At 68.2% G+C, this 24502-nt stretch carries 26 protein-coding genes; 4 read left to right on the top strand and 22 right to left on the bottom strand.

What is annotated here, in order from left to right; genetic code table 11:
* Positions 1-142: 142 nt before the first annotated feature.
* The 20 genes from GT007_RS09520 to GT007_RS09425 all read right to left on the bottom strand — a co-directional run bounded on the left by GT007_RS09520 (position 143) and on the right by GT007_RS09425 (position 19378).
* Complete coding sequence (locus GT007_RS09520) at positions 143-2221, bottom strand: GAP1-N1 domain-containing protein (protein ID WP_160121363.1); 2079 nt, start codon at positions 2219-2221, stop codon at positions 143-145.
* Entirely contained in the window at positions 2206-3066 is an 861-nt protein-coding gene (locus tag GT007_RS09515) for a TRAFAC clade GTPase domain-containing protein (RefSeq protein ID WP_201451851.1), read from the bottom strand. The genes GT007_RS09520 and GT007_RS09515 overlap by 16 nt, the downstream gene beginning before the upstream one ends.
* Positions 3063-4100, bottom strand: a complete 1038-nt coding sequence (locus tag GT007_RS09510; RefSeq protein WP_236571583.1) for a TRAFAC clade GTPase domain-containing protein — start codon at positions 4098-4100, stop codon at positions 3063-3065. The genes GT007_RS09515 and GT007_RS09510 overlap by 4 nt, the downstream gene beginning before the upstream one ends.
* A 5-nt stretch (positions 4101-4105) precedes the next feature.
* The gene (locus GT007_RS09505) at positions 4106-5212 is read right to left on the bottom strand and encodes a GTPase-associated system all-helical protein GASH (RefSeq protein ID WP_160121361.1); all 1107 of its coding nucleotides are present in this window, start codon (positions 5210-5212) and stop codon (positions 4106-4108) included.
* The gene (locus GT007_RS09500; RefSeq protein WP_160121360.1) at positions 5212-6510 is read right to left on the bottom strand and encodes a metallophosphoesterase; all 1299 of its coding nucleotides are present in this window, start codon (positions 6508-6510) and stop codon (positions 5212-5214) included. Before GT007_RS09500 ends, GT007_RS09505 begins: the two co-directional genes overlap by 1 nt.
* 528 nt (positions 6511-7038) lie before the next feature.
* A complete protein-coding gene (locus GT007_RS09495) occupies positions 7039-7992 on the bottom strand; it encodes a phage tail tube protein (RefSeq protein ID WP_160121359.1) in 954 nt (317 codons plus the stop codon).
* Positions 7993-8013: 21 nt separating this feature from the next.
* The gene (locus GT007_RS09490; RefSeq protein ID WP_160121358.1) at positions 8014-8460 is read right to left on the bottom strand and encodes a hypothetical protein; all 447 of its coding nucleotides are present in this window, start codon (positions 8458-8460) and stop codon (positions 8014-8016) included.
* Positions 8457-9182: a DUF6441 family protein gene (locus GT007_RS09485; RefSeq protein WP_160121357.1), complete on the bottom strand. Its 726-nt coding sequence runs from the start codon at positions 9180-9182 to the stop codon at positions 8457-8459. Before GT007_RS09485 ends, GT007_RS09490 begins: the two co-directional genes overlap by 4 nt.
* 3 nt (positions 9183-9185) lie before the next feature.
* Positions 9186-9485, bottom strand: coding sequence for a hypothetical protein (locus GT007_RS09480; protein WP_092963389.1), 300 nt, complete (start codon positions 9483-9485; stop codon positions 9186-9188).
* A 10-nt stretch (positions 9486-9495) separates the two neighbouring features.
* Positions 9496-9804, bottom strand: coding sequence for a head-tail joining protein (locus GT007_RS09475; protein WP_160121356.1), 309 nt, complete (start codon positions 9802-9804; stop codon positions 9496-9498).
* A complete protein-coding gene (locus tag GT007_RS09470; protein ID WP_160121355.1) occupies positions 9801-10439 on the bottom strand; it encodes a structural protein in 639 nt (212 codons plus the stop codon). The genes GT007_RS09475 and GT007_RS09470 overlap by 4 nt, the downstream gene beginning before the upstream one ends.
* The gene (locus tag GT007_RS09465; protein ID WP_160121354.1) at positions 10436-10783 is read right to left on the bottom strand and encodes a DUF2190 family protein; all 348 of its coding nucleotides are present in this window, start codon (positions 10781-10783) and stop codon (positions 10436-10438) included. The genes GT007_RS09470 and GT007_RS09465 overlap by 4 nt, the downstream gene beginning before the upstream one ends.
* A gap of 82 nt (positions 10784-10865) precedes the next feature.
* Positions 10866-12830, bottom strand: coding sequence for a prohead protease/major capsid protein fusion protein (locus GT007_RS09460; protein ID WP_236571579.1), 1965 nt, complete (start codon positions 12828-12830; stop codon positions 10866-10868).
* A 156-nt stretch (positions 12831-12986) separates the two neighbouring features.
* The gene (locus GT007_RS09455; protein ID WP_160121352.1) at positions 12987-14480 is read right to left on the bottom strand and encodes a ubiquitin-activating E1 FCCH domain-containing protein; all 1494 of its coding nucleotides are present in this window, start codon (positions 14478-14480) and stop codon (positions 12987-12989) included.
* A complete protein-coding gene (locus tag GT007_RS09450) occupies positions 14477-15958 on the bottom strand; it encodes a phage portal protein (protein WP_160121351.1) in 1482 nt (493 codons plus the stop codon). The genes GT007_RS09455 and GT007_RS09450 overlap by 4 nt, the downstream gene beginning before the upstream one ends.
* Positions 15958-16194 (bottom strand): phage head-tail joining protein, encoded by a 237-nt coding sequence (locus tag GT007_RS09445; protein WP_160121350.1) that lies wholly within the window; start codon positions 16192-16194, stop codon positions 15958-15960. Before GT007_RS09445 ends, GT007_RS09450 begins: the two co-directional genes overlap by 1 nt.
* A 13-nt stretch (positions 16195-16207) precedes the next feature.
* Positions 16208-18181: a phage terminase large subunit family protein gene (locus GT007_RS09440; protein WP_328798942.1), complete on the bottom strand. Its 1974-nt coding sequence runs from the start codon at positions 18179-18181 to the stop codon at positions 16208-16210.
* Positions 18178-18774: an elements of external origin gene (locus GT007_RS09435; RefSeq protein WP_160121349.1), complete on the bottom strand. Its 597-nt coding sequence runs from the start codon at positions 18772-18774 to the stop codon at positions 18178-18180. The genes GT007_RS09440 and GT007_RS09435 overlap by 4 nt, the downstream gene beginning before the upstream one ends.
* Positions 18775-18821: 47 nt before the next feature.
* A complete protein-coding gene (locus tag GT007_RS09430; RefSeq protein WP_160121348.1) occupies positions 18822-19151 on the bottom strand; it encodes a type II toxin-antitoxin system RelE/ParE family toxin in 330 nt (109 codons plus the stop codon).
* On the bottom strand, positions 19148-19378 hold the full coding sequence (locus GT007_RS09425; RefSeq protein ID WP_201451850.1) for a type II toxin-antitoxin system ParD family antitoxin: 231 nt from the start codon (positions 19376-19378) through the stop codon (positions 19148-19150). Before GT007_RS09425 ends, GT007_RS09430 begins: the two co-directional genes overlap by 4 nt.
* Positions 19379-19600: 222 nt before the next feature.
* Between GT007_RS09425 and GT007_RS09420 the strand changes: the two genes are divergently transcribed.
* The 4 genes from GT007_RS09420 (at position 19601) to GT007_RS09405 (ending at position 21418) form a co-directional block, all read left to right on the top strand.
* Complete coding sequence (locus tag GT007_RS09420) at positions 19601-19837, top strand: hypothetical protein (RefSeq protein WP_160121346.1); 237 nt, start codon at positions 19601-19603, stop codon at positions 19835-19837.
* Between the two features lie 95 nt (positions 19838-19932).
* Positions 19933-20790: a DUF3489 domain-containing protein gene (locus GT007_RS22375; protein WP_236571578.1), complete on the top strand. Its 858-nt coding sequence runs from the start codon at positions 19933-19935 to the stop codon at positions 20788-20790.
* Positions 20791-20936: 146 nt separating this feature from the next.
* Positions 20937-21137, top strand: a complete 201-nt coding sequence (locus GT007_RS09410; RefSeq protein WP_160121345.1) for a hypothetical protein — start codon at positions 20937-20939, stop codon at positions 21135-21137.
* Complete coding sequence (locus tag GT007_RS09405; RefSeq protein ID WP_160121344.1) at positions 21137-21418, top strand: hypothetical protein; 282 nt, start codon at positions 21137-21139, stop codon at positions 21416-21418. The genes GT007_RS09410 and GT007_RS09405 overlap by 1 nt, the downstream gene beginning before the upstream one ends.
* Positions 21419-21422: 4 nt before the next feature.
* On the opposite strand, the gene GT007_RS09400 is transcribed toward GT007_RS09405, so the two are convergent.
* The gene (locus tag GT007_RS09400) at positions 21423-22688 is read right to left on the bottom strand and encodes a site-specific DNA-methyltransferase (RefSeq protein WP_160121343.1); all 1266 of its coding nucleotides are present in this window, start codon (positions 22686-22688) and stop codon (positions 21423-21425) included.
* Positions 22678-24192, bottom strand: a complete 1515-nt coding sequence (locus GT007_RS09395) for a site-specific DNA-methyltransferase (protein ID WP_408015539.1) — start codon at positions 24190-24192, stop codon at positions 22678-22680. The genes GT007_RS09400 and GT007_RS09395 overlap by 11 nt, the downstream gene beginning before the upstream one ends.
* Between the last annotated feature and the right edge of the window lie 310 nt (positions 24193-24502).

The following is a 24502-nucleotide window of genomic DNA, read 5'->3' as shown; positions in this document are numbered from 1 at the left end:
CTAAGAACGGGTCTATCTTCGCCCTAAAGGTCCGTCGATACCGGAGCGCATACTTGGCAACTTTCGATGCCGCGCTGATCTGAGCTACTGCTAGTCAAGTCTAATATAGAACAAAAAATCAAATCAACGATAAGATGATTATTTATTTGATTACTGCATCAATAGCTCGGATCTTGTTACTGAATGAGATTTTCTCCATTTCTTGCATACAACGTCGCACAATTTTGAGATACCGGCGACCCCGCCCGCGCCGAGCGACCGTATCTATCAGCATGCTGAAAAGGCGATCATTGGCAGCAACTTGCGCAAAAACGTCGGGTGATAAATCACGATCGACGAAAAGGTCAGCGACTGCTGCGCGGATGCGCGGACACCGGTCCCAGTCTAACCAACTGAACGACCACGGTAGCCGGGTCTGGAGCACGTGCCAGGCATCTTCTGGTAATTGATCACGGCTGGCCGCATCGTGAACTTGCTCGAATCCAATCTGGGCAAGTTCGCCGGGATCGCGAGACTTAAATCCGAGTGCTCGACTCAAGAGGTACGCCGACAGAAAAACGGGAGGTTCCGATCGCTGAGACTCTGCCACCGCGCGTACAGCAATAAGCCAAGGATCGGCACCGTAGTCATTCGGGACGGCATCCGGTGGCAAAAATGCCGCTATCGCGGCGAGAACGGACCACGAAGGGGCTGTCTTCTCGCTCAGGAACTCCGCCACCGTGCCTGGGTCAGAAAGTGCGGGGCGCAACCAGTTCTGTAGTCGACTACCGTCGAGTTCCTGCGCCCCGTGGTGGCGTGCGACTAGCCGCAACAGCCCGGATGCGCCTACTTCGCCGAGAGCGCGCGTACTCAGATCATCGCGGCCGGCCATGATCATTGCGTCGACAGCGCGCTGGCGCAGCTCCGGTGCGTCGGCGAGCGTCGAGAAGGCCAGATCAATGGGAACGACGTTAGCGCGCCAGAGTCCCTCCGAAATCAATAAATCTGGGCGGAGCGCCAGGGCCTTTTCAGCCGCCCCCTGACTCGCCCGAAGCCCAGCCAACAAATCAGATGTATCGAGATCGGCAAGGGTGTCTCTGGCTACAAGCTGTTGGCGTTCGCTGCCCTCGAGCATATCAACAAGCAGGGTCGGGTCCTGCTTCCAGATTCGAGCGCCGAGTCCTCTGCCGCTCCTCGCCACGTTCGCCAAGTCAGCCAAGTCGAGGTTACGGACGATGAAATCCACTGCGGCGCCATCAAGACGATCTGTGTGGTCGAGCGCGGCGGACGCGACCAAACTCCTCGCCGCACGGGCTTGGGCGGAGCCAAGCTCGACCTCCAATAGGGAGATCGCGGCGTCGATCGATGCCGGGGTAGTCGCGAACGAGTTGACTAGTCCGTGGAGACGACAGAGCGGCCGGAACGCGCTACGCCCCGACGCGACGTCCCCTCCAATCCGTCGCAGGAAGGTTCGCAGGTCACGCGCATCGGGTGCGAGCAAATCTGCTAGGGCCTCCCCCAGCCATTTCTCGTCATCTTCAGCTTGCTCCGTTGCCTCCGCGGCGTTCGGGAAACGGATGCGCACGCTCCTATCTAGGGACGGCAGGAACTGAAGATCGAATACACCTCCTTCCGTCGAGCGATCCGCCAAAGCAAACGTGCAGAATCGGAAGGACCGCCTCAGCCGCGGCCATTGCTGTCCCCAGAGAGCCGTGACGAGCGCGTCCACGTCGCTGCTGACCGTGCGAGGCGCGATAATTCGCTTGCGAGGGCTGCCGTACAGGCTTGCCAACAGCGCTCGCGCATAGGGCCCCGCATCGACCGGCACGGGAGCGGCGTCGGAACCCGTTGGCACCTCTAATGTCATTGTGTACGCCGCGCTGTCTCCGTTCTCCGGTCTGCGAAACCGCGCCAAGACCGCCGACGCGTCGCTCAGAGTCGCGATATCGCCGAAGTCGAGGAGCAGTGTGTGAGTCCAGACGCAGCCGGGGCGCGACATCTCTGGGGCCGGCCAAGTGCGCGCGAACGCATACATTTTAGAGTCGGTCAGCGGGTACCCGGTGAGATATCCGGCGGCGTCGATCGAGGCTCCTGGCCCCGACAAATCGCTGAGCACCAGCATCGTCTTCGCGTCTTTGGGCTTGATTGGCACCGAAACGGCAAGCTGCCGGTGGCCGTCGGCGTAGCCATGGAGTGACTGATGAACCTTGATCGTCGGGGCGCGCCTCACTCCATGAGCCATGCGAGTGGCTCCGTTAAATCGTGGCTTTCTGGCCCGGCGCTGACGAGACGGATGCGCGTTGATGGCCGATCCAGCCGGCGCAGCGCCTCAGCTTCCGGCCGACGCGCCGCGGCCAAGTCGACGGGATCGTAGTCGCCGCCCTGCGCGCTGACGCCATAGATACGGAACCTCCACCCGTCCGCACCGCCCCGCAGATACTGAGCTAGCAGCGGCAGCTTGGCTTCGACGTAGGCGAAAGGCGCCAATTCCTCTCCTTCGGCTTTGTCCCAAGCCGACAGCATGATGGCAAGCTTGCGCGGCCCGACATCGAGCGGCGGCGTTCGTAGCAACTGCAACAAGTCGACCAACTGAACCTGTGTCGGAGCGAGCCGCGGATGCCAAGGTGCCTGTTGGCCGTCCGGCACTTCAAGGCCGAGCGCTCTAGATTGGGCAACCTCGTCAACCACCCACCTCGGTGGCGCGATCGCATCGGAGTGAATAAACAGTAGGACGCCTTCAGCGCGCAGAACGTCCCTAATCTCCGGCTCGCAGTCTCGATCTTCCCACATTCGCCGGTATGCCTCGCCCGGAACATCAGGGAAGGTCACCCGAACCGGTGAGTTCTGTGCGTCTTTTAAGTTCATGCTGACCAGCCGACTTCCGCCGACCGCCGTGCGATCCTGGATCTTGGCGTCCCGCCATCGCGCGGCGATCTCGTTGAGATGCGTCGCGTCGCCATCCTTGAGCGTGTGGAACCGCAACTTCGTCTCGACGTCTCGATCGGTGATCAGGTGCCACAGTGCGGCCAGGAAAGTTGTCTTCCCTGACTCCGGCAAACCGATGATGATCACTGACTGATCGCTCACGCTTCGGCCTCCGGCTCAGCGACCGGGCGCAGTCGAGCGAAAGCTCGGGCGTAGTTCGGCGGATTTGCGCGATTAGCAACGGGCGCGATTGAAGGCTCCAGCCAGAAGGTCATGAGTTCTGAAACACCTGTGCCACGTGGCAAAGCGTCCGTCTTCGGTGAGGCCGCAACCCTAAATGGGCAAATGTCAGCGAACAAAGCCCCGAAGAGGCGGCGGAGCTGGGCGAGTAACGATTGAAAGTCAGCTTCCGCGCGGGCCGCCTCTGCTGCGGTCTGCACCGCATCGAGCTTGGTCAGAACCACCGCCAAACGTTGCCTGGCGTTCACCGACCCTTCGTCGACGAGCGCCTGGAGGATCAAGGTGAGCTCGTTGCGCAAATTATGCCGCGCGCCTGCATCCAGGAGCCGCTCCCCATCGACGAGCAGCGTAAGCGAATCGGCACTTCGTACTTCGGCGAAGCTTCGCGATATTGAGGGATCGTCGGCCGCACCGCGGTACTCTTCGCCGGCCCGGTCACCCAAGGCGAGCGCGAGCGCCTCGCCAGCGACGCCGCCGGTAAGATCGAGGTGGTAGAAGCGGACGTTGCCGCGTGGGGTGCGACTGACGTGCGGGACGCCTCGGCGCGAGGCAGTCCGCGCGTCGTGACAGGTTCGTTCGAACGCGTGCAGCGTGCGAGATCGAGCAAATCCCACGCCGGCCACCGGACCGTCCTGGAAGAGATCGTATAGGCTGGCGATCAGGCTGGTCTTTCCTGCGTCGCTCGGCCCGATAACGGCGATGACCCGCGTCTCGCCGGCGCGGAGGAGGTGGGACACGTCGTCCGGGGTCAAGGTATCTGCGCCCGGCAATCCGATCGCGATCGTTGCCTCGAGCTCATCGGAATCAACGGCCGCCTGATCCGGTTCGGCTGCCGCGCGCCCGTAATGTGGACAAGATACGAGTTCGAAGCCCTCGACGCACTTGCCATCTTCGGCCACGCGGCAATCCGCGTTGGCGCATTGAACCCGATCATCAACTTCTTCGCCATCGGCCATGCTGATCACTGATCGCCGAACAGGACGAGCAGGCGTTCCCGATAGAACTGGACGCCGAGGGCCAGCTGCGAAAAAGCGAGCGTTGGCGGGACGCCGACAGCCGCCGCCCATCCGGCGACCCACGCGTCGCCGGCCCCCGTCTCGAGTTGCCGCTTGATGCCAAAGTGAATCGGGGTCGAGACGGGGGAAAGCTCTTTCTCAGGGACGACGCTCGCCAGCCACGCCGGGTCGACTGCGTTGATCGCTGTCGCGAGCGGGAACTTACGGCGTTCCTTGAGTCCGGCCCGCGACAAGATGCCCTTGATCGATGGGGGACCCGGGGACTCGTTAGTGTGACCAGCCAATTCCTTAGCGAACACTAGGGCTTGCGCAGCATCCGGGACCGCATCGAAGGCGCAGTCGAGATCCTCGCTGCGCTGGCCGATGAGCCACCACAGCATCTGCAGCTCTTCGTCCTGCACACTTATGAACGCGTCCAAAGCGTTCACGGCGCTAGTCTGCCGCCGCGTCATGATGGTCAAGGCAGCACGCGTTGCCTCGGCAGCCAGCACAAGAGCCTCGGCGAACCCCGGCCCGTTCGGGGCTTCCTGGGCCTTGGCGATCGCCTTCGCGAAATCGAGCTTCGGCGCTTCGGTCTGGGTGTGCATCTTGAGCGAGGGGCGTGTTCGAGCGGAATCCGCAAGCCTGTCGAGGGCATCTTCGGCCAGAACCAGGAGGTCGATCGGCAGGTTGGCCTTACGCGCCCCTCCCAGCGCGGCGCCGCTCACCGCAAGTGCAGCCTCGGCTCCCGCCACGCCCCCACGATTCATCAGTTCCGCCAAGGCGGCGCCTGCAAGCACCTGCATCTCCCGGTCGTTCCCGCTCATCTCGAACGCGGGGTCCGCGACCTTGTAGGCTTCGCGAATCTTCGCGACCTGGGCAGCGGCAGCGGGTTGTCGGCTCTTGTAAGCGAGCCGGAGCAGCGCTTCGATATTCATCGAATCGCCGTCCGCTGCGATCGTGCTCACGCCCGCCCAGCGAGCCTGTCGGCGGGCTTCGTCGTCCCCCAGGCCGATCGCCGTGTGCCAGCGCGGGAAATCAGCATGCATCGCTGGCAGCTGTGCGTTCGCCATTATCTGCCCTCTACTTGTGCGATCTCGTGGGCGAGCGCCTCGATCTGGCCACGCTCGCCGGCGCGCAATAGCGCGCGGCCATATCGTTCCGGCTCAGGTAGGCGCAGCTCGTCTCGTTCAATCAACTTGAGGCGCAATGCAATGTCGCGGCGCTGGCTGACTGTCATGTTCCAGAACCGGAAGACCAGATTGCGCGTGCTTGCATCGCTCATCGCGGCCTCCACGTCAGCGTCTGCCGGCGCGACCTCGCATTCCGCCACTGGGATCGGGGCCGCGTCGCGAGTTGCCGCGATCCTATGTGTCCGCGTAGGAATGCTTATTCGGTGCCGGACGACCGGCTCTCCCTGGCGGGTGAGGACAGGTCTGTATTGCTCTGGATTCGATTGCCATTGCAGGAGGTGAGCTTCGATCTCGATCACCCGCTCTGAGCCTGAGCCGGTCACGCTGACGTCGATGAGGTTGTAGCCAGGCTGCCAGCCGCTCTCGTTCCGATCGGGATTCACTGCTCCAGCGGCGAAGCGGATGTAGTCCGTGTCCTGCGTGACACGTTGCCGATGCTTGTGACCCACCAGGTGGATGGCGGCACGGGCGCAGAAGGCGTCTTGAACTTCATCCTGGTCCATGAACCAATCAGGGGGATGGTGGCACAGAACCAAGTTCACAACGTCATCGACCGGGTCAAGTACGGTTTGGAGCGGACTGAGGTACAGGCTCTCCCGGCCATCGTCCCGCCCGCCGGCTCCTGAGAGCAGGGTCGAGGTGAGGCCATAGATGCGCAGGTGCACGCCGTCCCCGAGCGAAAGGTCCTGCTTCCAGAAGAGGTGCTCGGGCGGATAGACTTGACAGCTGAAGAGCTTGGCGAATTCATTGTAGGCCGTAAGGGGCGCAAGCAACGCCCGGCCGGTTTCCGGATCGCTGAACTGTGTCCTTAACTCGCGCTCTCGGCTATGGGCTGGCGCCTGCCTGATCGCCTGCTGCGCATTGCGGGTCGCAGGGGTACGGGTGATCACGCTGCGGTCGACGTCATGGTTGCCGGGAATGACGAACACGCGCTCGAGCGGGCAGCCACAGGCCTCGGCCAGTTCGTTGAACCAAGTGAACGCTGCCTGGTACTCTTGTGGGTCTCCCTTGAACGCGACGTCTCCGCCGATCAGGATAGCGCTGACAGGCCCGAGCTTTTCTGCTCGCGCACGGGCGTCTTGGACCATCCGCGTACGGAACGGTCGGTCAGCGTCGAGCGCCGGGTTCACGCAATCGGGTGCCCGGAAGTGGATATCGGAGATGTGCAACAACAGCATAGCTGGACGGTAGCATCGCCTATCCGAAAAATGTAGCTCGGTTCGAGCATTTCTACTCCGTTTGAATATTGAGGCACACTTCGGACGAGGCCCCCTTGCGGCATGCGGCAAACATCCTTGTACGCGGTTAGAACGCATCGCATCACAGTCCGAAAAAGCTAAGGGAACCCGGGCGCTGGGCCTATCTCGGCAGCCGCGCACCATCGCTAGGGCCCTCCGGCGACTGGAGACATGCGGCGACCTGTTTCGAGTCGACCGTGACCCGTGCGACCCCCGGGCAGGAACAGCCTCGCGTGCAGGCCTACCATACCAAGAACTAAAAAATTCAGTTGGAACGCTACGATTGTTAACTTCAAGGTTAATAATGCGGAAGAAAGAGAGCTTCGTCTGTCACTAAAGCACAGCTCCCTTTTAACTTATATCCTGACTCACCCGCACTGACCCAACGTGAATTGGTTAGTTCAGCGCCCAAAGGGAGCCATGCCTAGGCCTTTTGTTCTTATCCAGTCTCAGAAACGTCGGCAGTCATTATGCATACTCCGTCCCCGCCTGCTGGTTCCGCAGCACCGCCGTCATCATCCGCGTCGCCGTGGCGTTGAACGCCGCCCTGAAGTCGAAGCTGGCCTCCACGCCGGCAGGCCCCTCGATCGGGGTCTTGGCCAGTGCGAGATAGACCTCGTGTAGCGCAATCGTGAGGCTACGGTTCGCATCGATGGTGAAGGCCAGGGCGAACTCCGCCGCTGTTCCAGCCTGCGCCTGGGCGAGCAGCGTCGTGTTCTCGAAGCGCACGGTGATCTGGCCAGTGCAGCGCGCAATGCCGGGATCCACGCCCTCGACGCGGCGATCGGCGCGGATGGTGCGCACCGCCTCCATGCCGTTGGCATAGATGAGCCGCGCGCCGGTCACCTGCGCCAGCGCCACACTGCTGCGGGTGATGCTCCCCTGCGCCTTGTTGAAGGCCGTGTAGGCGGCGCTGGTCGGCGTGCCGCCTGACGTGGCACCCGTGCGCACCGAACCCTGGCCGAGCAGCCCGAAGGTGGCCGTCGCCGCGCCGGTCGGCGTGAAGTCCATCTCCAGCGTGTCGGCGCGCACCCCGGTGCAGACGTCGAAGGACGGCACATCGGGATAGCCGATCTCCATCGCGTTGCTGGGCAGCGACGCCGCGCCCGAGCCGAAGGTGTGGATGAAGTTGGTCGTGCCGGTGGTGGTGGGCGCGCCCAGCAGCAGGCGCAGCCAATGGCCGATGTTGATCAGGTCGACCGGCACCACCGCCTGGCCAGCGACGGTCACCGTGTCGAGGAAGGGCGCGGCAGGGTCCCGGTTGCTGCCGACGCCGATAACGTCGGCATCCAGCAGCGGCTGCTCGGCGCCGAGGTCGCAGGAGAGGAACGGCATGCGCCGCCAATTGCTGCCGGGCGCGGTGCCATACGTGGTTTCGGGCAGCATGAGCAGGCGGCAATTCGCGCCGATGGCACGGGGCATGGGCTTTCTCCTGGAGGGGGATCAGGCCAGCGGCGAGCCGGCGACGGTGAACCAGAGGGTGACGGGGACAGCGGCGGCGCGGGCCGCGGCAGCGCCCTCGAATTCGACATCCTCGAAGGACGCGCCGCCGGGCTGCGCCCATTCGACGGCGCCACTGAGGGTGCGGTTGGCGGTGATGGCTGCGGCGACATCCACCAGCAGCGCGTCGAGCAGGGTGTTGCGCGCGGCGGGCGCGGTGCCGGCGACGGTGACCTCGATCTCGGCACGCTGCTCGACCTGCCAGGCCAGCGGCGAGAGGATGGGCGTCTCCTCCACCGTCTCGCCGTCGCGGACCATGACGATGCCGCCCGAGGGGATGCGCTGCGGCACGGTCTCGCCGCGCAGCACGATCGGCGCGGGGTTCCGAACTGCGAGCGAGGTGACGAGCCGGCTGTGCAGCGCCGCGATGGCAGTCTCGCGCGCGCTCACGCGGCCCTCCCGCTCTCGCGCTCCCAGGCCGCCACGAAGCGCCCCGGCAGCCGGCGCAGCCCACGCTCAGCCGCGCCGCGCACGTCGAGCCGTTGGGCGAGCTTCACCTGGGGCAGTAGCAGGAACATTGGCACCATCCCCTGTTCCAGCAGCCCGCGGGCCCAGGCCTCTCGCCCCTTGCGGTTGGCCGTGCCGACCTCGGTGACGCCGCCGGCCACAAGCCGGGTCCGGCGCCGCCGCCCGGTCTGCTCACCCTGCCGCAGTGGCAGGCACCAGACGAAGCCCCGGCCCGACTTAAACGGTCGGAGGAAGGCCTGGCCGGAGGCGACCATCTGCGCCGGCGTGACCCGCATGCCCTTTTCACCGCGGCCACGCCTGCCACGCGCCGCGTTGAAGCCGGTCGGGATGGCGAGGAACTTCCCGCCGCCTTTGGCGCGGATCAGCGCGCCGCGCTCGAAGGCGTCGATGACGTTCGGCACCTTGGTGAACACCAGCCCCGCAGGCCGCAGCGACTGCCCGGAGCGTGGGAAGATCATCGACCGCCAGGCATTGGCGATGCCGCGGGCGTTGCCGGAGAAGGCGGTGGTGACCTGCCTGCGCAACTCAGCCTTCACCTGCTCCGTCTCGGCGCGGATGGCGGTCATGGCCGCGCGCTCACCGGCGCGCACCTTATCGGCCAGCACCTTGCGAAGATCACCGACGATGCTGGCACCAAGCCGCATGGATCAGCGCCCGCCGAATTTGCGGCTGAGGATGCGCAGCAGCAGGTCGTGCAGCGCGGCATAGCCGAGCGTGCCGGCCAGCCACGCGACAGCGAAGAGCCACCAGCCGTCGAGCTCGAACGCGTGCGCGATCAGCCAGGCGCCGGTGCCGAGGCTGCCGCCGGCCAGCGCGTGCAGCAGATAGGCGCGGGTCAGTAGCGGCCGGTCGGTGGAGGAGAAGCGTGCCATCGCCCCGAGCGCACCGAGCGCGCCGGCGAGCAGCGCCTCGCCGACAATGCCGCCGATGCGTTCGGGGTCGATCATGGCAGTGCTCCTATCGGCGGCAGAAGACGCGCCAGGCGATGCCGGCCGCGTCCCGCTCGGCGTGCTGGACGATCAGGGTGTCGGCGGCGAGGGTGAAGGTGTCGTCGGCATCCACGGTGGGCAGGACGGCGATGGCGACGGTCAGGACGTCCGAGGCCTGGATGACGCTGGTGCCGAAGGCATCGCCGAGCCGGTCCGGCGCCGAGCGCAACACGCGGAGCAGGACCGGCGCACCGGTCCCGCCTGCGCGATAGCTCGCATCCGCACCGATGTTCGGATCCGCGGCCAACGCGTCCATGGCCGCGGTGAAAGCGCTCACGCTGGCCGCCGCAGCCGCCAGGCGAGCACGCCGACCACCGCGGCGGCGATGACCGCGATGGCGACGGCGGGCGCCAGCGTGCCCAGCGCCTGGATGGCCGGTGCGGCCTGCGCCACCGCGGTGGCGATGCCCGCCGCGCCCACCAGGACCGCGCCATGGCCGGTTCCCGTGGCCGCCGCCACCTCGCGGAGCGTTGCCGGCGCGGCGGGCGGAACGCCGGCCAGGGTCAGGGCGCGATCGATCACAGGCGCCGGATAGGTCAGGCCGGCGCATTCATGGTGGATGATGGCCTCGACCAGCGGGCGCAGGTGATCGTACCGATGCAGGTCGATCGCATCGTCCGGCCCTACCCCGATCCGCCGCGCCACCACCGCGATATAGGCGGCGGTGTCATTCTCCACCTTGGGCGCCCAGCGCTCGATGATCGCGCGAGGCGTCCGCAGCTTGTGCCGGTCCTGGTAGGTGACCAGCAGCGCAGCCAGCGCGCGGATGCCGAACTCATGGCTGATAAAGCGGCAGAAGCGCCCGTCCGAGGGCGGCTCGGCCAGCCCCTGCCACATGTTGGCCGTGACGTGCTCGATATTGCCCGGGTTCCGGTTGCGATAGCCCCGCGTGGCCTTCGGATCGAGGCTCATGCGCCGGACGCCGGAACACGCAGCAGCACGGCGCGGACCGTGGCGTCGCCCGCCAGCGCCGCCACCGTGGCGAGGCCCACCTGGAAGTTGCCCGTGGCCGTGGTGGTGAGGCGCCGGTTGGTGTTGTCCCAGAAGACGCGGGCGCCGGCGGTGATGGCCAGCGCCGGCTCCTTGGTGATGTCGAAGACGCCCTTGGTCTGGCATTCGATGACGGCGTTCTGCACGCCATCAACGGCGGCCACGCCAAAGAGCGCGCCAACCAGGACGCCCTGGCCGGAGGTGACGCCGCCCGCATAGGGGACGGCCAGCGCCAGGCTGTCGCCCGGCTGGACATAGTTGCGCATGGGGATGAGGTCTCCAGAAACGCAGAAGCCGCCCGGTGGGGCGGCCTCTGCATGGGTTCACGATGGAAGGGAGGAGCCGGGATCAGGTGCCCGGGTTGAACCAGGCGCCGCGCCAGTCGATGGCGCCGACACCAAAGTCGAAGATCACCGAGACCTCGACGCCATCCACGCCCTGGACATTGCCGGTGGTCACCTGCGGCCCCTCCGCCCCATTGAGGTAGCCGTAGACATAGACCGGTGCCGCCAGCGGATCCGAGAACAGGTACCAGCGGTTCGCCGGGATGAGCGGCTCGACGAGCGGCTGCACGAAGCCCGCATAGACGTTCGCGTTGCTGGTCTGCGTCGCCTGGACCGATACGGTAAGCTGCCGCGCGGCGAGCTCCTGGTTCGGCCCGACCAACAGGCGCATCTGCGCGCCGACCGCGATGGGCAGGCCGTCGAGGGTCTTCTGGCGCATGACCGCGGCACGGCCCAGCGCCAGGTTCGGCAGGTCCAGCGCGGTGCCGGCGCCCGCCTTGTTGGCCCGCGCCGCTGCCGTGCCGAACACCGCCGCCGCACCGGTGATGAGCGTGGGGCCGTCGCCGGCCGCGCTGTTCACCAGCGCATAGGCCGTGGCGTTCTCGAAGTCGGCGACGCGCCGGCCGATCATGGAGGCGAAATCGGTGAACGCGCCGAGATCGTCGTTGACCAGCATCTGCCGCGTGACGCGGATGCGCCGCGCGAAGGTCTGCAGGAAGACCAGCTCCTGGCTCTCGGACATGGTGCCGGCCTGGACCTCGCCATTCTCCGACAGCGGCAGCAGCGTCGGGAAGTCGCCGACCCGCAGATGGCGGTGCGGCTTGAAGTCCCGAAAATCGCGGCGGAGGAACAGCGTGCGGTAGGTCGGCGCCGCAGGCGCATAGGCCGCCAGCAGCATCTTGTTGGCCGCGGCGGAGAGCAGCGCCGGGAAGTCGCTGGTGGTGTGGAAGGCGCGCTCGGCGAGGATGGTCGGGTTGCGCGGCACGTTGCGCTCGCCGCGGGCGCGCAGCAGTTCGCCGATCATGTCGGAGGGGCGCCAGCCCAGGAACTCGGTGTGGCGACCGGTGGCCGGCGCCTGGTAGCCGGGCATGGTTCGCGCGGCGAGCGCCTCGGCCATCGCGTCGAGGAGCTGCGACGGGTCCTCGTTGGACGGGCCGGTGTCCGGCCGCGCCGGCAGGGAGGGCCGAGCGGCGCCGCTGGTGAAGGCCTCCCACAGCCGGCCGCGCAGCACCTCGGGCGAGACGCGGTCGCGGATGGCGGCCTCGCGCATGGTGTCGAGCATGTCGGCGGTCACCAGGCCACGGGCGGCGGCCAGCACCGGCTCATAGCCGGCGATGCGCTCGACGGCGGCGCGCTCCGCCTCGGCGCGGATGGCGTCGAGGTCAGGCGTGGGCGGCATGGCGCGGGTCGGCTCGGGCGGCGCGGCGGGCGGGGTGCTGGCGGGCGTCGTGGTCACGGGGACCTCCTGGTGCGGGATGGTGGGCGGCGCGGGCGGCGCCGGCGCAGGATCCGGCGAAGCCGGCGTCGTCTCGGGCATGGTGGGTTCCTCGGGGATGGTCAGGGCTGGTTCGATGGCGGTGGCGGGGGTGCCCTGGTCCCCCTCGCCACGGACGACGGCGGCTGCGTCCACGGGGACGGGCACGATCGAGATCTCGTAGGGCTCCCAATCCACGGCGCGGTGGATGGTCTGGCCGGTTGCTGCGTCGGGCCGCGGCTCGTAGCGGTGGACCCGGTAGCCGACGCTGACAGATTGCAGCGTGCCGTCGGCGACGCGCTGCCAGACCGGTTCGACGTCATCGGCGCCGCTGAATTGCAGCGTGGCGTAGCCGCGTCCGGCCTCGAGGCGGGCGGCGGTGACGCGGCCGAGCACGTCGCGCGTGCCGGCGCGGCGGTGGGTGTCCAGCACGGGCGCACGCCCGGAGCGCAGCGCATCCATGCGCACTGCCTCGGGGCGCATGTCGAGTTCTTCGAGGATCGGCCCATAGGGCGGCACGAAGTTGCGGGCCCGGGCGCCGGTGGACCACACCACCTCGACGGTGCGGGCTGCCCGATTGACAGTGACGGGCGCGGCGAGCGCGCGGCAGGCGGTGATCGATTGCCCAGCGTCGGGCATTCGATCCGGCGCGGGGCTGGGCCCCTCCGGTTCGATCGGCTCGGTCATGAGGCGTTCTCCTGGGCAGCGCCGCTACGGCGCGGCGAAGCCCTGCGCGTTGACGTAGACCTGTGCGCCGGTGGTGAGGCAGGCGACGTTCATCGCCGTGGCCGCGGTGCCGCGCAGGGGCGTGGGAAAGGTGATCTCCACGGGCGCTGCCATCGCCGCCGGCAGCAGCTGCCGCCAGATCACGGTGGCGCCGTCCTTGATCACCACCTCCGTCGCGACCGTCGCGTGCGCGTTGCGGATGTCGATCGAGGTCACGTAGTTCCGGATGCCGGCCGCGGCCGCCGCCCGGAGCACCACGTCGGTGGTGTTGATGATCCCGCCCGCGGCGGCGGCGTATTGCCAGTCCGCCTCAGGGATGGCGTAGGGCTTGGTCACCAGCGCCCCGATCAGCGTCGCCAGCAGGTCCACACCGCGCGCCGTGGTCACCGCAACTGGGTTGGCGGAGTAGCCGGTGGCGGCCAGGATCGGCACGGCGCCGCTGGTGTTGCGCGCCTGACCACCCACGGGCGTGACCGTCGGCGGCACGGTGCTGAGCACGTTCACGCCCAGCCCCTGGCCAGCGACCGACTGCCCGCGGCCCGCCGTGATCTCCGTCGTCAGCTCAGCATAGTCCGCGATGGTGACGAACTGGACCTTGATGTCGGTGTTCGAGGCCGGCGCGAGGTTGCGCGAGACCGAAGCCCAGCCGGTGTTCAGATAAGCGCCGGTGAAGGTCGAGCCGACGAGGTCGAAGCTGTTCGCGTCGATCACCGTGATCGTGAATGTGCCATTCGCGCCGGGTACGCCGGAGACATCGGCGACGGTCACCACATCATTGGTGACAAAGCCATGCGCCGCGCGGGTGATACGCACCGCGCCACCGCCATTGTTCGCCACCGCCGAGACGCCACTGATGAACTGGCGGTTCCGCACCCGGATCCGGAACCGATACAGCGCATTCGGCTCCGGGATCTGCTGGTGCCGGACATAGGAATTCGAGCGCGCCGCCGTGGTGTCGAGCAGGCGGCCATGGAAGTAGCATTCGTCGTTGGTCGGCTCGAGCTCCAGCACCGACCAGCCGGCCGGGGCCGTGGTCGGGATGGTGCTGCCGGAGGCGCTGCCGAGGCGCGGGGCGCCCTCGCTCTGCACCTCGTAGTTCGCGAGCGTCGCGCTGGCGCCATCCAGCCGCCAGCCCGCGGCGCTGCGCCCGTCCGGCTGGGCGGTGGTGGGGTCGATGCTGACCAGCTCGAGCCAGACGGACTGGCCGACGATGCGCTGGCTCATGTTCACCGCCACCATGACTCGGAGCGGGATGGTGAAGGTGGTCCGGCTGGTGAGGGTGAGCTCATCGTCGAGCGTGGTACCGGTGGAGATGGTGACTGCGCCATCGGCCACGGTGTGCGTGATGCCGCCGCCGGTCGCCGCGATCTCCCAACGGGCCGGGTTGATCTCGGTGCCGTTGAAGCTGTCGCGGAACTTCTTCTGCATGCTCTTGATCTTGAGCATGTCATCGGTCCAGTCGTAGGCGCCTGCGATCATGGGTATGCTCCTGGGGCAGGCTCGGTGCGCGGCGAGGCAGCACCGGTGGCGGCGATTTCGATGGCGGCGAGCTGGGCGGCATCTTGGGCCGCTCCCGACTTGGCGACGCGGCGGGGATCGCTGTCGAGCGACAGGCCCGCCTCATCCAGCAAGGCATTGGCCTCGCGGATCATCTCCACCACCTGGCGGAAGTCGTATCCGAAGGCGCCGACCGCCTCGGGCTGCGGCACGAAGCCGGCACGCACCTGCGCGATCAGCGCCGTGGTGTCCTTGAGCGGGTCGATCATCTCGTGCGCCGGCGGGACGTGGGACAGGCCGTCCGGCACCTCGGCGCCCCACAGCCCGAGCAGCGCGCCCTGCGCGTGGAAGCGGTCCGCGACGGGCCGCACCAGCATCGGGATGAGCATGCCGTACTGCACCTGTTCGCAGAGGCGGCGGAATTCGATCTTGCCGGCGCGCAGGCTGGAGTAGTTCGCCTGCGTGAGGTCGCCGGCGACCTGGTCGTAGGTCAGGCCGGTGCCCACCGCGGAGGCCTCCAGCGCGCGGCGCGCGAAGGCGGCGTGGGAGCCACCGCCGGAAGGGTTCACCACCTCCACGCTGCCCATGCCGCGGCGATAGAGGATCATCCCCGGCTCGAAGCTCTCCACAGTGCGGCCCTGCGCGTCGCGGAGCAGGCCCGAGGCGGGGCCGGTCATCGCGTCGTCGCCATCCTCCGAGACGACCGCGGCCAGGCAGGCCTCGATCTTGGCCTTCATTAGCAGCGCGGCCTCGTAGTCGCCGAGGTCGCGCAGGCGCGTTAGCACCGGCGCCAGCCAGGAGACATCGCGCAGCTGGCCGGGGCGGCGCTTGCGATAAATGTGCAGCACGTCGCGGGCTGGCACACGCTGGCTGCTCAACCAGGTGGCGCCGCCCGGCAGAACCCAGGACGCGCCGGGATGCACGCGATGCAGCCAGTAGCCCACCGGCTCGCCAGCCTCGCCCAAGCCGATGCCCTGGAGCGTGGGGACGCCCTCGATGACGCCCTGACGTGCCACGTCGAGGTGGTCGCTCTCCAGCACCTGCAGGCGTAGGCCGATCGGATTGGCCGGCGTGATGTCGGCCGGAAGCAGGCGGACGAAGCATTCGCCGCTCTCGACGACGGCGCGCATGACCAGAGCCTGGAGGCCATAGAGGTCGAGCCGGCCCTCGGCGTCGCAGGCGGTGCTGTCCGACCAGCGCCGCCAGGCCTCGGCGTGCGGCTTGTCTGGCCAGCGGGTGGTGATGCCAGCGCCGACGGCATTTCCAGTCCACAGATCGACGATGCGGGCCGCGTAGGGGTCGTTGCGGACGGCGTCGCGGGCGCGGCGTGCCACGGTGGGGGCAGCGGCGCCGACCTCGGCCGTAGCGTTGCCACCCGAGGCCGCCCAGCTCGAGGCGCGGCTGTCCTGCGCCGCGGCATAACCACGGAGCGCGTGCCATGCATCGCGGAGACGGCCCATCACCTGCTGCCCTCGCGGGAGAAGCTGGCGAAGGTCACGCTGGGGCGGCGGGCCGCAGTGTTCTCCGCGGCGTGCAGGACCGACAGGGCGCGGCCCAGTTCTTCCAGCGAGCGGTATTCCACGGTGCGCCCGTCGAAGGTCACGCGCGTGGTGCCGCCGGTGAAGGCGGCGGCCAGGACTGCGGCGCGCGTGCCAGCGGGCTGGGCGAGCGCCCAGGCGAGGACGGTCGGGTCCATGATCGTCCTCCTCTCAGCGAAGCCAGCCGCTGCGTGGCGCCAGCCAGCCGCGTGGGCGTTGGGTGTCAGTCGCAATCTGCGGCGGCGATGGAGGAGCGACATTCCCGCCGGTGGGAATTTCGCCTGCTGGCAGCGACAGCGCATCCGCCATCCGTGCCCAGCGGCCGTCCCCCCAACCATCCATGCCGAGTGCCGCCGCAGCAGCGCGAGCATAGACCCGGCAGTCCAATGCCTCATTCCGTTCCCGCGTCTTCACCCATTCCAGCCGGCGAAAGCCGTTGCGGCCGGCGCGGGCGACGAATTGCTCCGCGGTGAGCTGGCGGCAGAATTCCTCGCCGGCCGCATGCAGCGACAGATGCACGAATCCTGGCGGGAACGGATCGCCGCTCTCCGCGGTCGGCCGCTCCAGCTTCAGCCAGCCGTATGTCTCGCCCTTTAGGAAGGACGAGCCGACCGGCCAGACCTTCAGGCCACCCAGCTTGCGGCCGTTCCGCCGCACCTCCGTGGCCGAGGGCTGGCCGATCGCCGCGCGCAGCCCGTCCTGACCCTTCACGGCGATGGCGCGGCCAGCACCGGCGCGGCGCACGAAGCTGTAGACCTCGGCGGTGGTCATGCCGTCGCCGCTGTCGATCGCCGTCATGGCGAGGCCGAGCCGATGGCCAGAGGCATGCCGCCAGGTCTCACCCAGCAGACCGCGCAGTTCGTCCCAGACCGCAGCCTCAAACGGATTGCCCACCAGGATGCGGTGCTCGATCAGCCAGGACTGCCGGTCCTGTGCCCAGGCCCAGATGCTGGCCTCGAGGCGGTCGCGCTGGACGTCGACACCCGCCGTCAGCAGCAGCCCCTCGGCCGCGACCGTGCCCGGCGCCCATTCCTCGCGACGATCGTAGAGCCGCTGCCAATCCGGCGCCTCGCCGCTTTCCTGCCAGGTCTCGCCCAGCACGGTGTTCCGAAACGTCTTGATGGCGCGGTCGTCGCCCTGGGCTGCCTCCCAATCCCGCACCGCCTGCGACCAGGAGAACCAGCCGACTGGCGAGTAGAGCGCTGAGATGTGGAAACCGATTGCGTGCGGATCCTGAGGGATGGCGGTGGGCCGCCACTCGCCGCCGGCCAGCATCGCCGTTTTGTGCTGCTCGCCGATCGCCCCGTCGCAGGCCTCGCAGAGATAGCGGGCGCTGTCCGGCTCGCCCTTGTCCCAGACCAGCCGTTCGAAGCGCAGCCATTGCATCGTGGCGCAGTACGGACAGGGCAGGAAGAATCGTCGCTGGTCGGAGGCGAGGTATTCCCGCTCGATGCGCGACAGGCCGGAAATGGTGGGCGTCGACACCAGCAGCGTCTTGCGGCGCCAGCCAAAGGTGCGCGCCCGAGCCTCGGCCAGCGCGACCGGATCACCCTCGCCCTCAACGTCACCGGGATAGGCGTCGACCTCGTCCAGGAACAGGAAGCGCGCCGACATGGAGCGCAGGCCGACGGCGCTGTTGGCGCCGGTCATCACCAGTTGGCCGCCAGGGAACTCCTTCGATAGCTGCCGATTGCCGCTGTCACGCGAGCGCGCCGGGGCGACCCGCTGCCGGATCGCGGGCGTCTCCTCCACCAGCGGGTCGATACGCTGGTCGGAGAAGCGCTTGGCCAGTTCCGTCGTCGGCTGCACCGCCAGCATTGGGCCTGGCGCGTGATGGATGACGTAGCCAATCCAATTATTGCCGCACTCGGTACCGCCGACCTGCGCGCCCTTCATGAAGACCACGCGCCGGGCCGGGTGTGCCGGCGAGAGCGCGTCCATCACGTCGCGCAGATAGGGCGTGCGGTTGGTCCGCCACGGCCCCGGCTCGGCGCTGCCGCGGGAGCCGAGCATGCGATGCTTGTCCGCCCAGTCCGAGACCAGCAGCGCCGGCTCCGGCGCCATGCCATCGCGCCAGGCCTGCAGGATCTCGGCGGCACCGTCGAAATTGCCGAGTTCGCCGATGATCTGCTCGCCGGTCATCATGCGACCGCCACGCGGACGTCGTTCCGCTCGGCCAGGTGCTGCCGCAGCCGTGCATCCATCAGCGTCTGCAGCCGATGGGCGTCGACGCCGAGTTCGGCCGCGAGTTCCGCGGCGATACGGGCTGGCCAGGCGAGGATGGCATCGCGCTCCTCCTTGGCGAGCCGGTGCACAAGCATGAGCGCGCGGGCCTTCTCGACCAGCTGGCCGCGACGCTCATCGAGCCGGAGCTTGCGCTCCTGCGCCTTGAGCATCTCGTTGGCGGTGCGCGCATTGTGAAAGCTGCTGCCTCCCGCAGATGGCGTGGGCAGCGGCTCCGGTATGGGCGGGGTGACGAAGGCTGGCCGCGGCGGTGCCGGCGGAGGCAAAGGCTGTGCCGGTGCCGGCGCCACCATGGCCGCCGTCTTGCGCGCCGGATCGCTGCTGGCCGCGAGGCTGGCGCGGACCTTCTCGACGTCCCATCCGCCGCCCGGCTCCTGCGCGATGCGGCCAGCCTGCGCGGCCTTCTGCAGCGCGGTGTGCGAGATGCCGAGCCGGCGCGCTACCTCGCGCTGCGAGGCCACGCGCTCCGCCGGCGCGGAGACGTTCGCCGGCATGTGCGGCTCCATCAATTCAGCGAAGCGGCATCCGCGCAGTGGAAGGGCTATGGCGCCTCGGGTTCCTGCATCCAGGCCGGGATGTCGCGCTGCGCATGCAGCACCCGCCAGACGTCGAGGTTGTCCTCCCGCTCGACGTAGAACACCAAGTAGGGATAGCGCCGCAGCGGCCAGGCGCGGAGCCCTTCCAGCCGCAACTCGAAGGCGTAGCGTGGCGAGCCCACGGCCGGATGCTGCGCGATCCGCCTGAAGGCCCGCTCCAGCGCATCAATGAAGGCCAGTGCAACCGGCGCGCCGGCTTCCGCCACGTAGTGGGCGATGGCCTGGTCGATATCCCGCTGCGCCGCTTCCCGCGGAATGACTGGCTTGGCGGTCACGCCTGCGTTTGTTGGCGGACGCGGCGGCGGAGCGTGTCGAAATAGCCGTCATCCGCTGGCGCCGTCGGAGCAGATGCCGCGCCGTCCAGCAGCAGGCCGCGCAGGCGCTCGCGCTCCTGGTCCTTGCGGATCAGCTCGCGGACATACTCGCTGCTGGTGCTGTAGCCACGCGCGGCGACCTGCTCATCCACGAAGGATTTCAGCCCATCCGGTAGGGAGACGTTCATGGTGCCCATATCCCAGACGATACCCTGGCTTGGCAAAAATTGGCAAGAATGATGTGCGCCGGGAGGCGCTCCAGGCCGGCGACCGGCATGATCATGATGTGATCCAGACCGCCGAAACTTAGCAATTCCGCGCTGCTCCATCTTGCTTGGCTCGTGCGCGGCACAGCGCGAATGGTCCGTCACACGCAGAGCACCCCGCCCTGCACCACGACGGAGACCAGCATGACCGACCGCGAAGCCCGCGCCGCCCGCAACCAGGAACGCAGCCTGGCCGCCTTCCTCGCGAAGAAAGCCGAATTCGACGCCCTCCTCGCCGAACTCACCCAGGCCAGCGCGGACCATTTCGGCGCGGACCCCGAGGAGGTGCTTTGGGGCGAGGCGGCCTGGCTTTCTGATGCCACCGCGAAGCTGAAGGACATCGCGGATCAGCATTTCCGCCGCGGCGAATACCAGGCCTGACGCGGGTCACTCCCGCACCGCCCCGACCGGCCACGCCGGCGGGGCTCCCGGCAGTAGGGGCCGACGGTCGGCACCCGGAACCGGAGACCACCACGATGACCCAGCTTTCCGACACCCAGCGCGTGATTCTCAGCGCCGCCGCGCAGCACGAGATGGGCCTCGCCCGCGCACCGAAGACCCTGCCCGCCGCAGCCCGCAACGCGGTCTTCCGCAGCCTGATCAAGAACAACCTGCTCACCGAGATCAACGCCCCGCGGGAGCATGTCGGCCTGGGCTGGCGCCAGGATGAGGACGGCACCTGGATCGTCGCGCGCATCACCGACGAGGGGCTGCGCGCCATCGGCATCGACCCCAACGAGGGCGACGCGGGGGCCGGCGAGCCCGACTGCTCGGGCATCGAGGGCAGCGTGCCCGACACGGCGCGCACGGTGGCGCCGGCCGCGGAGCCCGCCACACAGGACGCCCCGGCGCCCGAAGCCGCCCAGGCCGCGCCCCTGACGGAGGAGATCGCCCTGCTCGACCAAGCTCTCGCTGCGCGCGCCGCCACGCCGCGCGCCAGCCTGCGCGAAGCCGCCGCGGCCATCCTCGCCACCTGGGATGACGAGGCCAACCGCGAGGGCGACATGATCGGTGCACTCGACGCGCCGATGGAAGCGCTCCGCACCCTGCTCGCCGGCAAGCCCACCCGCATCGCGCGCGAGCCCGGCGCGCCGCGCAAGCCGCGCGAGGGCACCAAGCAAGAGCAGGTGCTGGCCATGCTCCGCCGCCCTGAAGGGGCGACGGTGGCGCAGATCGCCGAGGCCACCGGCTGGGCGCAGCACACGGTCCGCGGCTTCTTTGCCGGGCTGAAGAAGAAGGGCCACGCGGTCGAGGTGAAGTCGCGCGAGCGGATGGTCGGGCCGAACAAGACGGGCGCAAAGGGCTCCTTCACCATCTACGCCCTGGCGGAATGAAGCATCTCAGCCACGCCACTGAACATGATCAGGAGCGCCGGGGATCATCCAGATTCCCGGCGCTCTATTGAGTTGGCTGCGTTCCGACACAGCGCGAATCGTCCGTCACGCGCAGGGCATCCCGCCCCGCCGAGACGGAGATGACGATGACCACCACCACCCTCCCGCACGAGACCGCCGAAGGCCCCCAGGATCGCGCCGCCTGGCAGCAGCTGCTCGCCACCGCGCCGCGCAGCACCGACAGCGTGGGCCGCGCGACCATCCAGGTCTGCACCGCCAGCGACGGACGGGCGATCTACGCCACGGTGGAATACGCCACCTGGCAGAGCGAGAAGGAGGCGGGCTGATGCCCGCCGAGCGCCGCTGGATCATCCTCGCGCAGGACGGTCGGCACGTGACCATGGGGCGCGCCGCACCGCCGAGCGAGGCGGAGGTCGAATCAGCCGCGGCGGCGCTCGCCGCGCAGGGGCTGGCCGGCTGGCTCGCCACGCTGGATGGCAACTACTGGTCGCGCCGCCGCGTAACCCTCGGGTCGGTGCAGACGCTTGGCGACGACGCCAGGCTGGATTGGCCCGCCGCTGTCGCCGCATTCGATGCCGCCCGGAAGGTTGCGACGGCACCCCGCTGACGCATCATGCCGCGAGCGCGACACCACGCGCCGCGGCCACGTCCCGGAACACCCGGTCCTCACCCGCCAGCACCGCAGCCTTGCCGGTGAGATTTTGCCAGCGCTGGATCGCCACATCGACATAGCGCGTGTCGATATCCACCGCGTGGCAGACCCGCCCCGTCGTCTCCGCGGCAATCAGCGTGGTGCCGCTGCCGAGGAACGGATCATAGATCGCCTCGCCGGCGGCGCTGTTGTTGATGATCGGGCGGCGCATGCATTCCACCGGCTTCTGCGTGCCATGCACGGTGGCGGCATCCTCGTCGCCGCCATTGGAGATGGCCCAGAGCGTGGCTTGGTCCCGTGCACCCTGCCAGTGGCCGGTCGCGCCCTTGCGGACGGCATAGAGGCAGGGCTCGTGCTGCCAGTGATAGTCGCCGCGCCCCAGCACGAAGCGCGACTTCGCCCAGACGATCTGGCTGCGGATGACGAAGCCCGTCGCCTCAAGGCTGTCGATCACCGTGCGGCTGTGCACGCCTGCGTGCCAGACATAGGCGACGTCGCCGGGGAACAGCGCCCAGGCCTGCCGCCAGTCGGCGCGATCGTCATTCGCCACCTTGCCGGTGCGCATCGTCGCGGAGACGCCGGCTTCGTTTCGCCATTCCGGATCGTAGTTCACGCCGTAGGGTGGGTCGGTGATCATCAGATGCGGCGTAGCGCCATCCAGCAGGCGCGCGACGTCGACCGCGCTGGTGGCATCGCCGCAGAGCAGCCGGTGGGGCCCAAGCTGCCAGAGGTCGCCAGCCCGCGTGACCGGCACGACCGGTGGCTCGGGCGCCGGCGCGTCGGGATCACCGGCGGCAGCCGGGACGTCGCCCGCGGCATCGGCCAGCAGACGATCCAGCGCTGCCTGGTCGAAGCCGATCAGGCCGAGGTCAAATTCGTCGGCGCGAAGCTCCCGCAACTCGGCAGCGAGCAGGCTCTCGTCCCAGGTTGAATTCAGCGCCAGCTGGTTGTCGGCCAGCCGAAAGGCCCGCGCCTGCGCCTCGGAGAGATGGCCGAGCCGGATGGCGGGAACCGCGTCGAGTCCGAGGGCCTTAGCGGCCAGCACGCGACCATGGCCCGCGATCAGCACGCCGGCATCATCTACGAGCACCGGCACGTTGAAGCCAAACTCGGCGATGGACGCCGCCAGCTGCGCCACCTGCTCGGTGGGGTGCATGCGCGCATTGGCGGCATAGGCCGCGAGCGATGCCACCGGCATCATCTCCACCTGAAGGTCAGGCCGCATCGGCAGTGACCTCCATGCGGGCCGCGGCGACAGCCTCGTAATCGCGGCCATCATCTGCCAGCGTCACCGGCAGGTCGGGATGCAGCATCCGCCAGCGGGCGATCGCCAAGTCGATATAGGCGGACGCCAGCTCGATGGCGCACACGCGGCGGCCGGTGCGCTGGCCGGCGAGAATGGTCGTGCCGGAGCCGCCGAACGGTTCGAACACGACCTCGCCCTCGTCGGTGTAGGTGCGCATCAGGAATTCTGGCAGCACCACCGGGAACACCGCGGGGTGCTCGGTCTCGATGCCACGGCCCTTATGGCGGGTCAGGCGCAGCACATTGTCGGGGATCCGGAAGTCCTGAACCGGCAGGCCCGCATGCTGGTATTCCGAGATGGTCCCGTCGGCTGCGCGCAGGCCGCTGCCCTTGTTCGGCGTGCCGGCCCATTTGCAGGGCACGATCTTGTTCGCCTGGCGCGCCTGGCGGTTGAAGTGGAAGACGAACTCGAAGGCCGGTGCGAGGCGGCCGTTCCAGTCGCCGGGCAGGCCGGGCCCCTGGTCCCAGGTGTAGAGGCCGAAGCGGCGCCAGCCGCGGGCGCGCATCCAGTCGAGCCAGGCGGCCCAATAGGGGACCCATTCGCTGTCGCGATGGATCAGCCCCAGGTTTACCAGCACCTGGCCGTCCGGGCGTATGGCGGCGTCGAGATGCTGGAACACGCCCTGCATGAGAGCATCCCAATCGGTGCCGCCGCCGGTGGTGTAGTCCCGCTGGTTCCCATAGGGCGGGCTGGTGAACAGCAGCGCGGCGCGGTCATCACCCATCACGCGCGCCACGGAGGTGGCGTCGGTGCTGTCGCCGCAGAGGAGGCGGTGATCGCCCAGCAGCCAGAGGTCGCCGGGACGGGTGACCGCCTGGCGCGGCGGCTCCGGATCAGCGTCCGCGGGATCGTCCGCCGGCGCCTCGTTGCCAGGGGCCTCGGCGCTGGCAACGGCCGGGCTGGCAAGTGCCGCGTTGCCAGGGTCCGTTGCCACCGGCTCCATGCCGGCCAGCAGGCGATCAAGCTCACCTGCGTCGAAGCCAGTCAGCGCCAGATCGACACCGCCCATCTCCTGCAGATTCGCCACCTCGGCGGCGAGCAGCGCCTCGTCCCAGCCGGCGTTCAGCGCGATGCGATTGTCCGCCAGGCGGTACGCGGCCTTCTGCGCATCGGTCAGTCCGGCGCGGGTGATGGTGGGGACGGTCTCCAGGCCGAGGGATTTGGCGGCTTGCAGCCGGCCATGGCCGGCGATGACCTCGCCGCGCTCATCGACCAGCACGGGCGCCACGAAACCGAACTCCAGGATACTGGCCGCGATCTGTGCCACCTGATCGGCGGAATGCGTGCGCGCGTTGCCGACATAGGGCAGCAGGGAAGCGACCGCGCGCGCCTCGACGGCGCTCGCAGACCATGGGGCCTGGGGCATGCGCACCTGCTGGAATCGATGGTGGTGGTGAAAGGTGCCGCCTGACGGGGCTGGCAACGCGGCGCCGTGGCAACCTGGAAAAATAGCCTGGCGCTAGGAATGTTGCGCGCTTCCGCCCCCCGCATACGGCGGGGCCAGGAAGGACCCTGCGGCTCGAGAGCCACAGTGGCTGATCAGCTGGCGAGTGGCTCGGGAGCCGCGGTGCTCGACGCACCTTCTCGACGTGTCACCATCATAGCCAACTCGATTTGCGCGCCGCCATGGGGTCTATTGTAACAGCAACCTCGGGTGCATTGAGCTCCCACTGACCTCGAGCATCACGTCCACCGCTTCTGCGCCAGCTTCGAAAACGAGCGATGCCGGACCA

It is taken from the genome of Rhodovarius lipocyclicus (assembly GCF_009900765.1).
Lineage (GTDB): Bacteria > Pseudomonadota > Alphaproteobacteria > Acetobacterales > Acetobacteraceae > Rhodovarius > Rhodovarius lipocyclicus.
This window is presented reverse-complemented; position numbering and strand designations above follow the sequence as displayed.

Coding starts and splice junctions, on each gene's coding strand:
- GT007_RS09420 (WP_160121346.1), top strand. CDS start 19,601: ATGACCGACCGCGAAGCCCGCGCCGCCCGCAACCAGGAACGCAGCCTG.
- GT007_RS09435 (WP_160121349.1), bottom strand. CDS start 18,774: ATGCCGGCGAACGTCTCCGCGCCGGCGGAGCGCGTGGCCTCGCAGCGC.
- GT007_RS09405 (WP_160121344.1), top strand. CDS start 21,137: ATGCCCGCCGAGCGCCGCTGGATCATCCTCGCGCAGGACGGTCGGCAC.
- GT007_RS22375 (WP_236571578.1), top strand. CDS start 19,933: ATGACCCAGCTTTCCGACACCCAGCGCGTGATTCTCAGCGCCGCCGCG.
- GT007_RS09485 (WP_160121357.1), bottom strand. CDS start 9,182: ATGCGGCTTGGTGCCAGCATCGTCGGTGATCTTCGCAAGGTGCTGGCC.
- GT007_RS09425 (WP_201451850.1), bottom strand. CDS start 19,378: ATGAACGTCTCCCTACCGGATGGGCTGAAATCCTTCGTGGATGAGCAG.
- GT007_RS09510 (WP_236571583.1), bottom strand. CDS start 4,100: ATGGCCGATGGCGAAGAAGTTGATGATCGGGTTCAATGCGCCAACGCG.
- GT007_RS09495 (WP_160121359.1), bottom strand. CDS start 7,992: ATGCCCCGTGCCATCGGCGCGAATTGCCGCCTGCTCATGCTGCCCGAA.
- GT007_RS09400 (WP_160121343.1), bottom strand. CDS start 22,688: ATGCGGCCTGACCTTCAGGTGGAGATGATGCCGGTGGCATCGCTCGCG.
- GT007_RS09410 (WP_160121345.1), top strand. CDS start 20,937: ATGACCACCACCACCCTCCCGCACGAGACCGCCGAAGGCCCCCAGGAT.
- GT007_RS09465 (WP_160121354.1), bottom strand. CDS start 10,783: ATGCGCAACTATGTCCAGCCGGGCGACAGCCTGGCGCTGGCCGTCCCC.
- GT007_RS09480 (WP_092963389.1), bottom strand. CDS start 9,485: ATGATCGACCCCGAACGCATCGGCGGCATTGTCGGCGAGGCGCTGCTC.
- GT007_RS09445 (WP_160121350.1), bottom strand. CDS start 16,194: ATGGACCCGACCGTCCTCGCCTGGGCGCTCGCCCAGCCCGCTGGCACG.
- GT007_RS09520 (WP_160121363.1), bottom strand. CDS start 2,221: ATGGCTCATGGAGTGAGGCGCGCCCCGACGATCAAGGTTCATCAGTCA.
- GT007_RS09505 (WP_160121361.1), bottom strand. CDS start 5,212: ATGGCGAACGCACAGCTGCCAGCGATGCATGCTGATTTCCCGCGCTGG.
- GT007_RS09500 (WP_160121360.1), bottom strand. CDS start 6,510: ATGCTGTTGTTGCACATCTCCGATATCCACTTCCGGGCACCCGATTGC.
- GT007_RS09450 (WP_160121351.1), bottom strand. CDS start 15,958: ATGGGCCGTCTCCGCGATGCATGGCACGCGCTCCGTGGTTATGCCGCG.
- GT007_RS09440 (WP_328798942.1), bottom strand. CDS start 18,181: ATGATGACCGGCGAGCAGATCATCGGCGAACTCGGCAATTTCGACGGT.
- GT007_RS09470 (WP_160121355.1), bottom strand. CDS start 10,439: ATGAGCCTCGATCCGAAGGCCACGCGGGGCTATCGCAACCGGAACCCG.
- GT007_RS09455 (WP_160121352.1), bottom strand. CDS start 14,480: ATGATCGCAGGCGCCTACGACTGGACCGATGACATGCTCAAGATCAAG.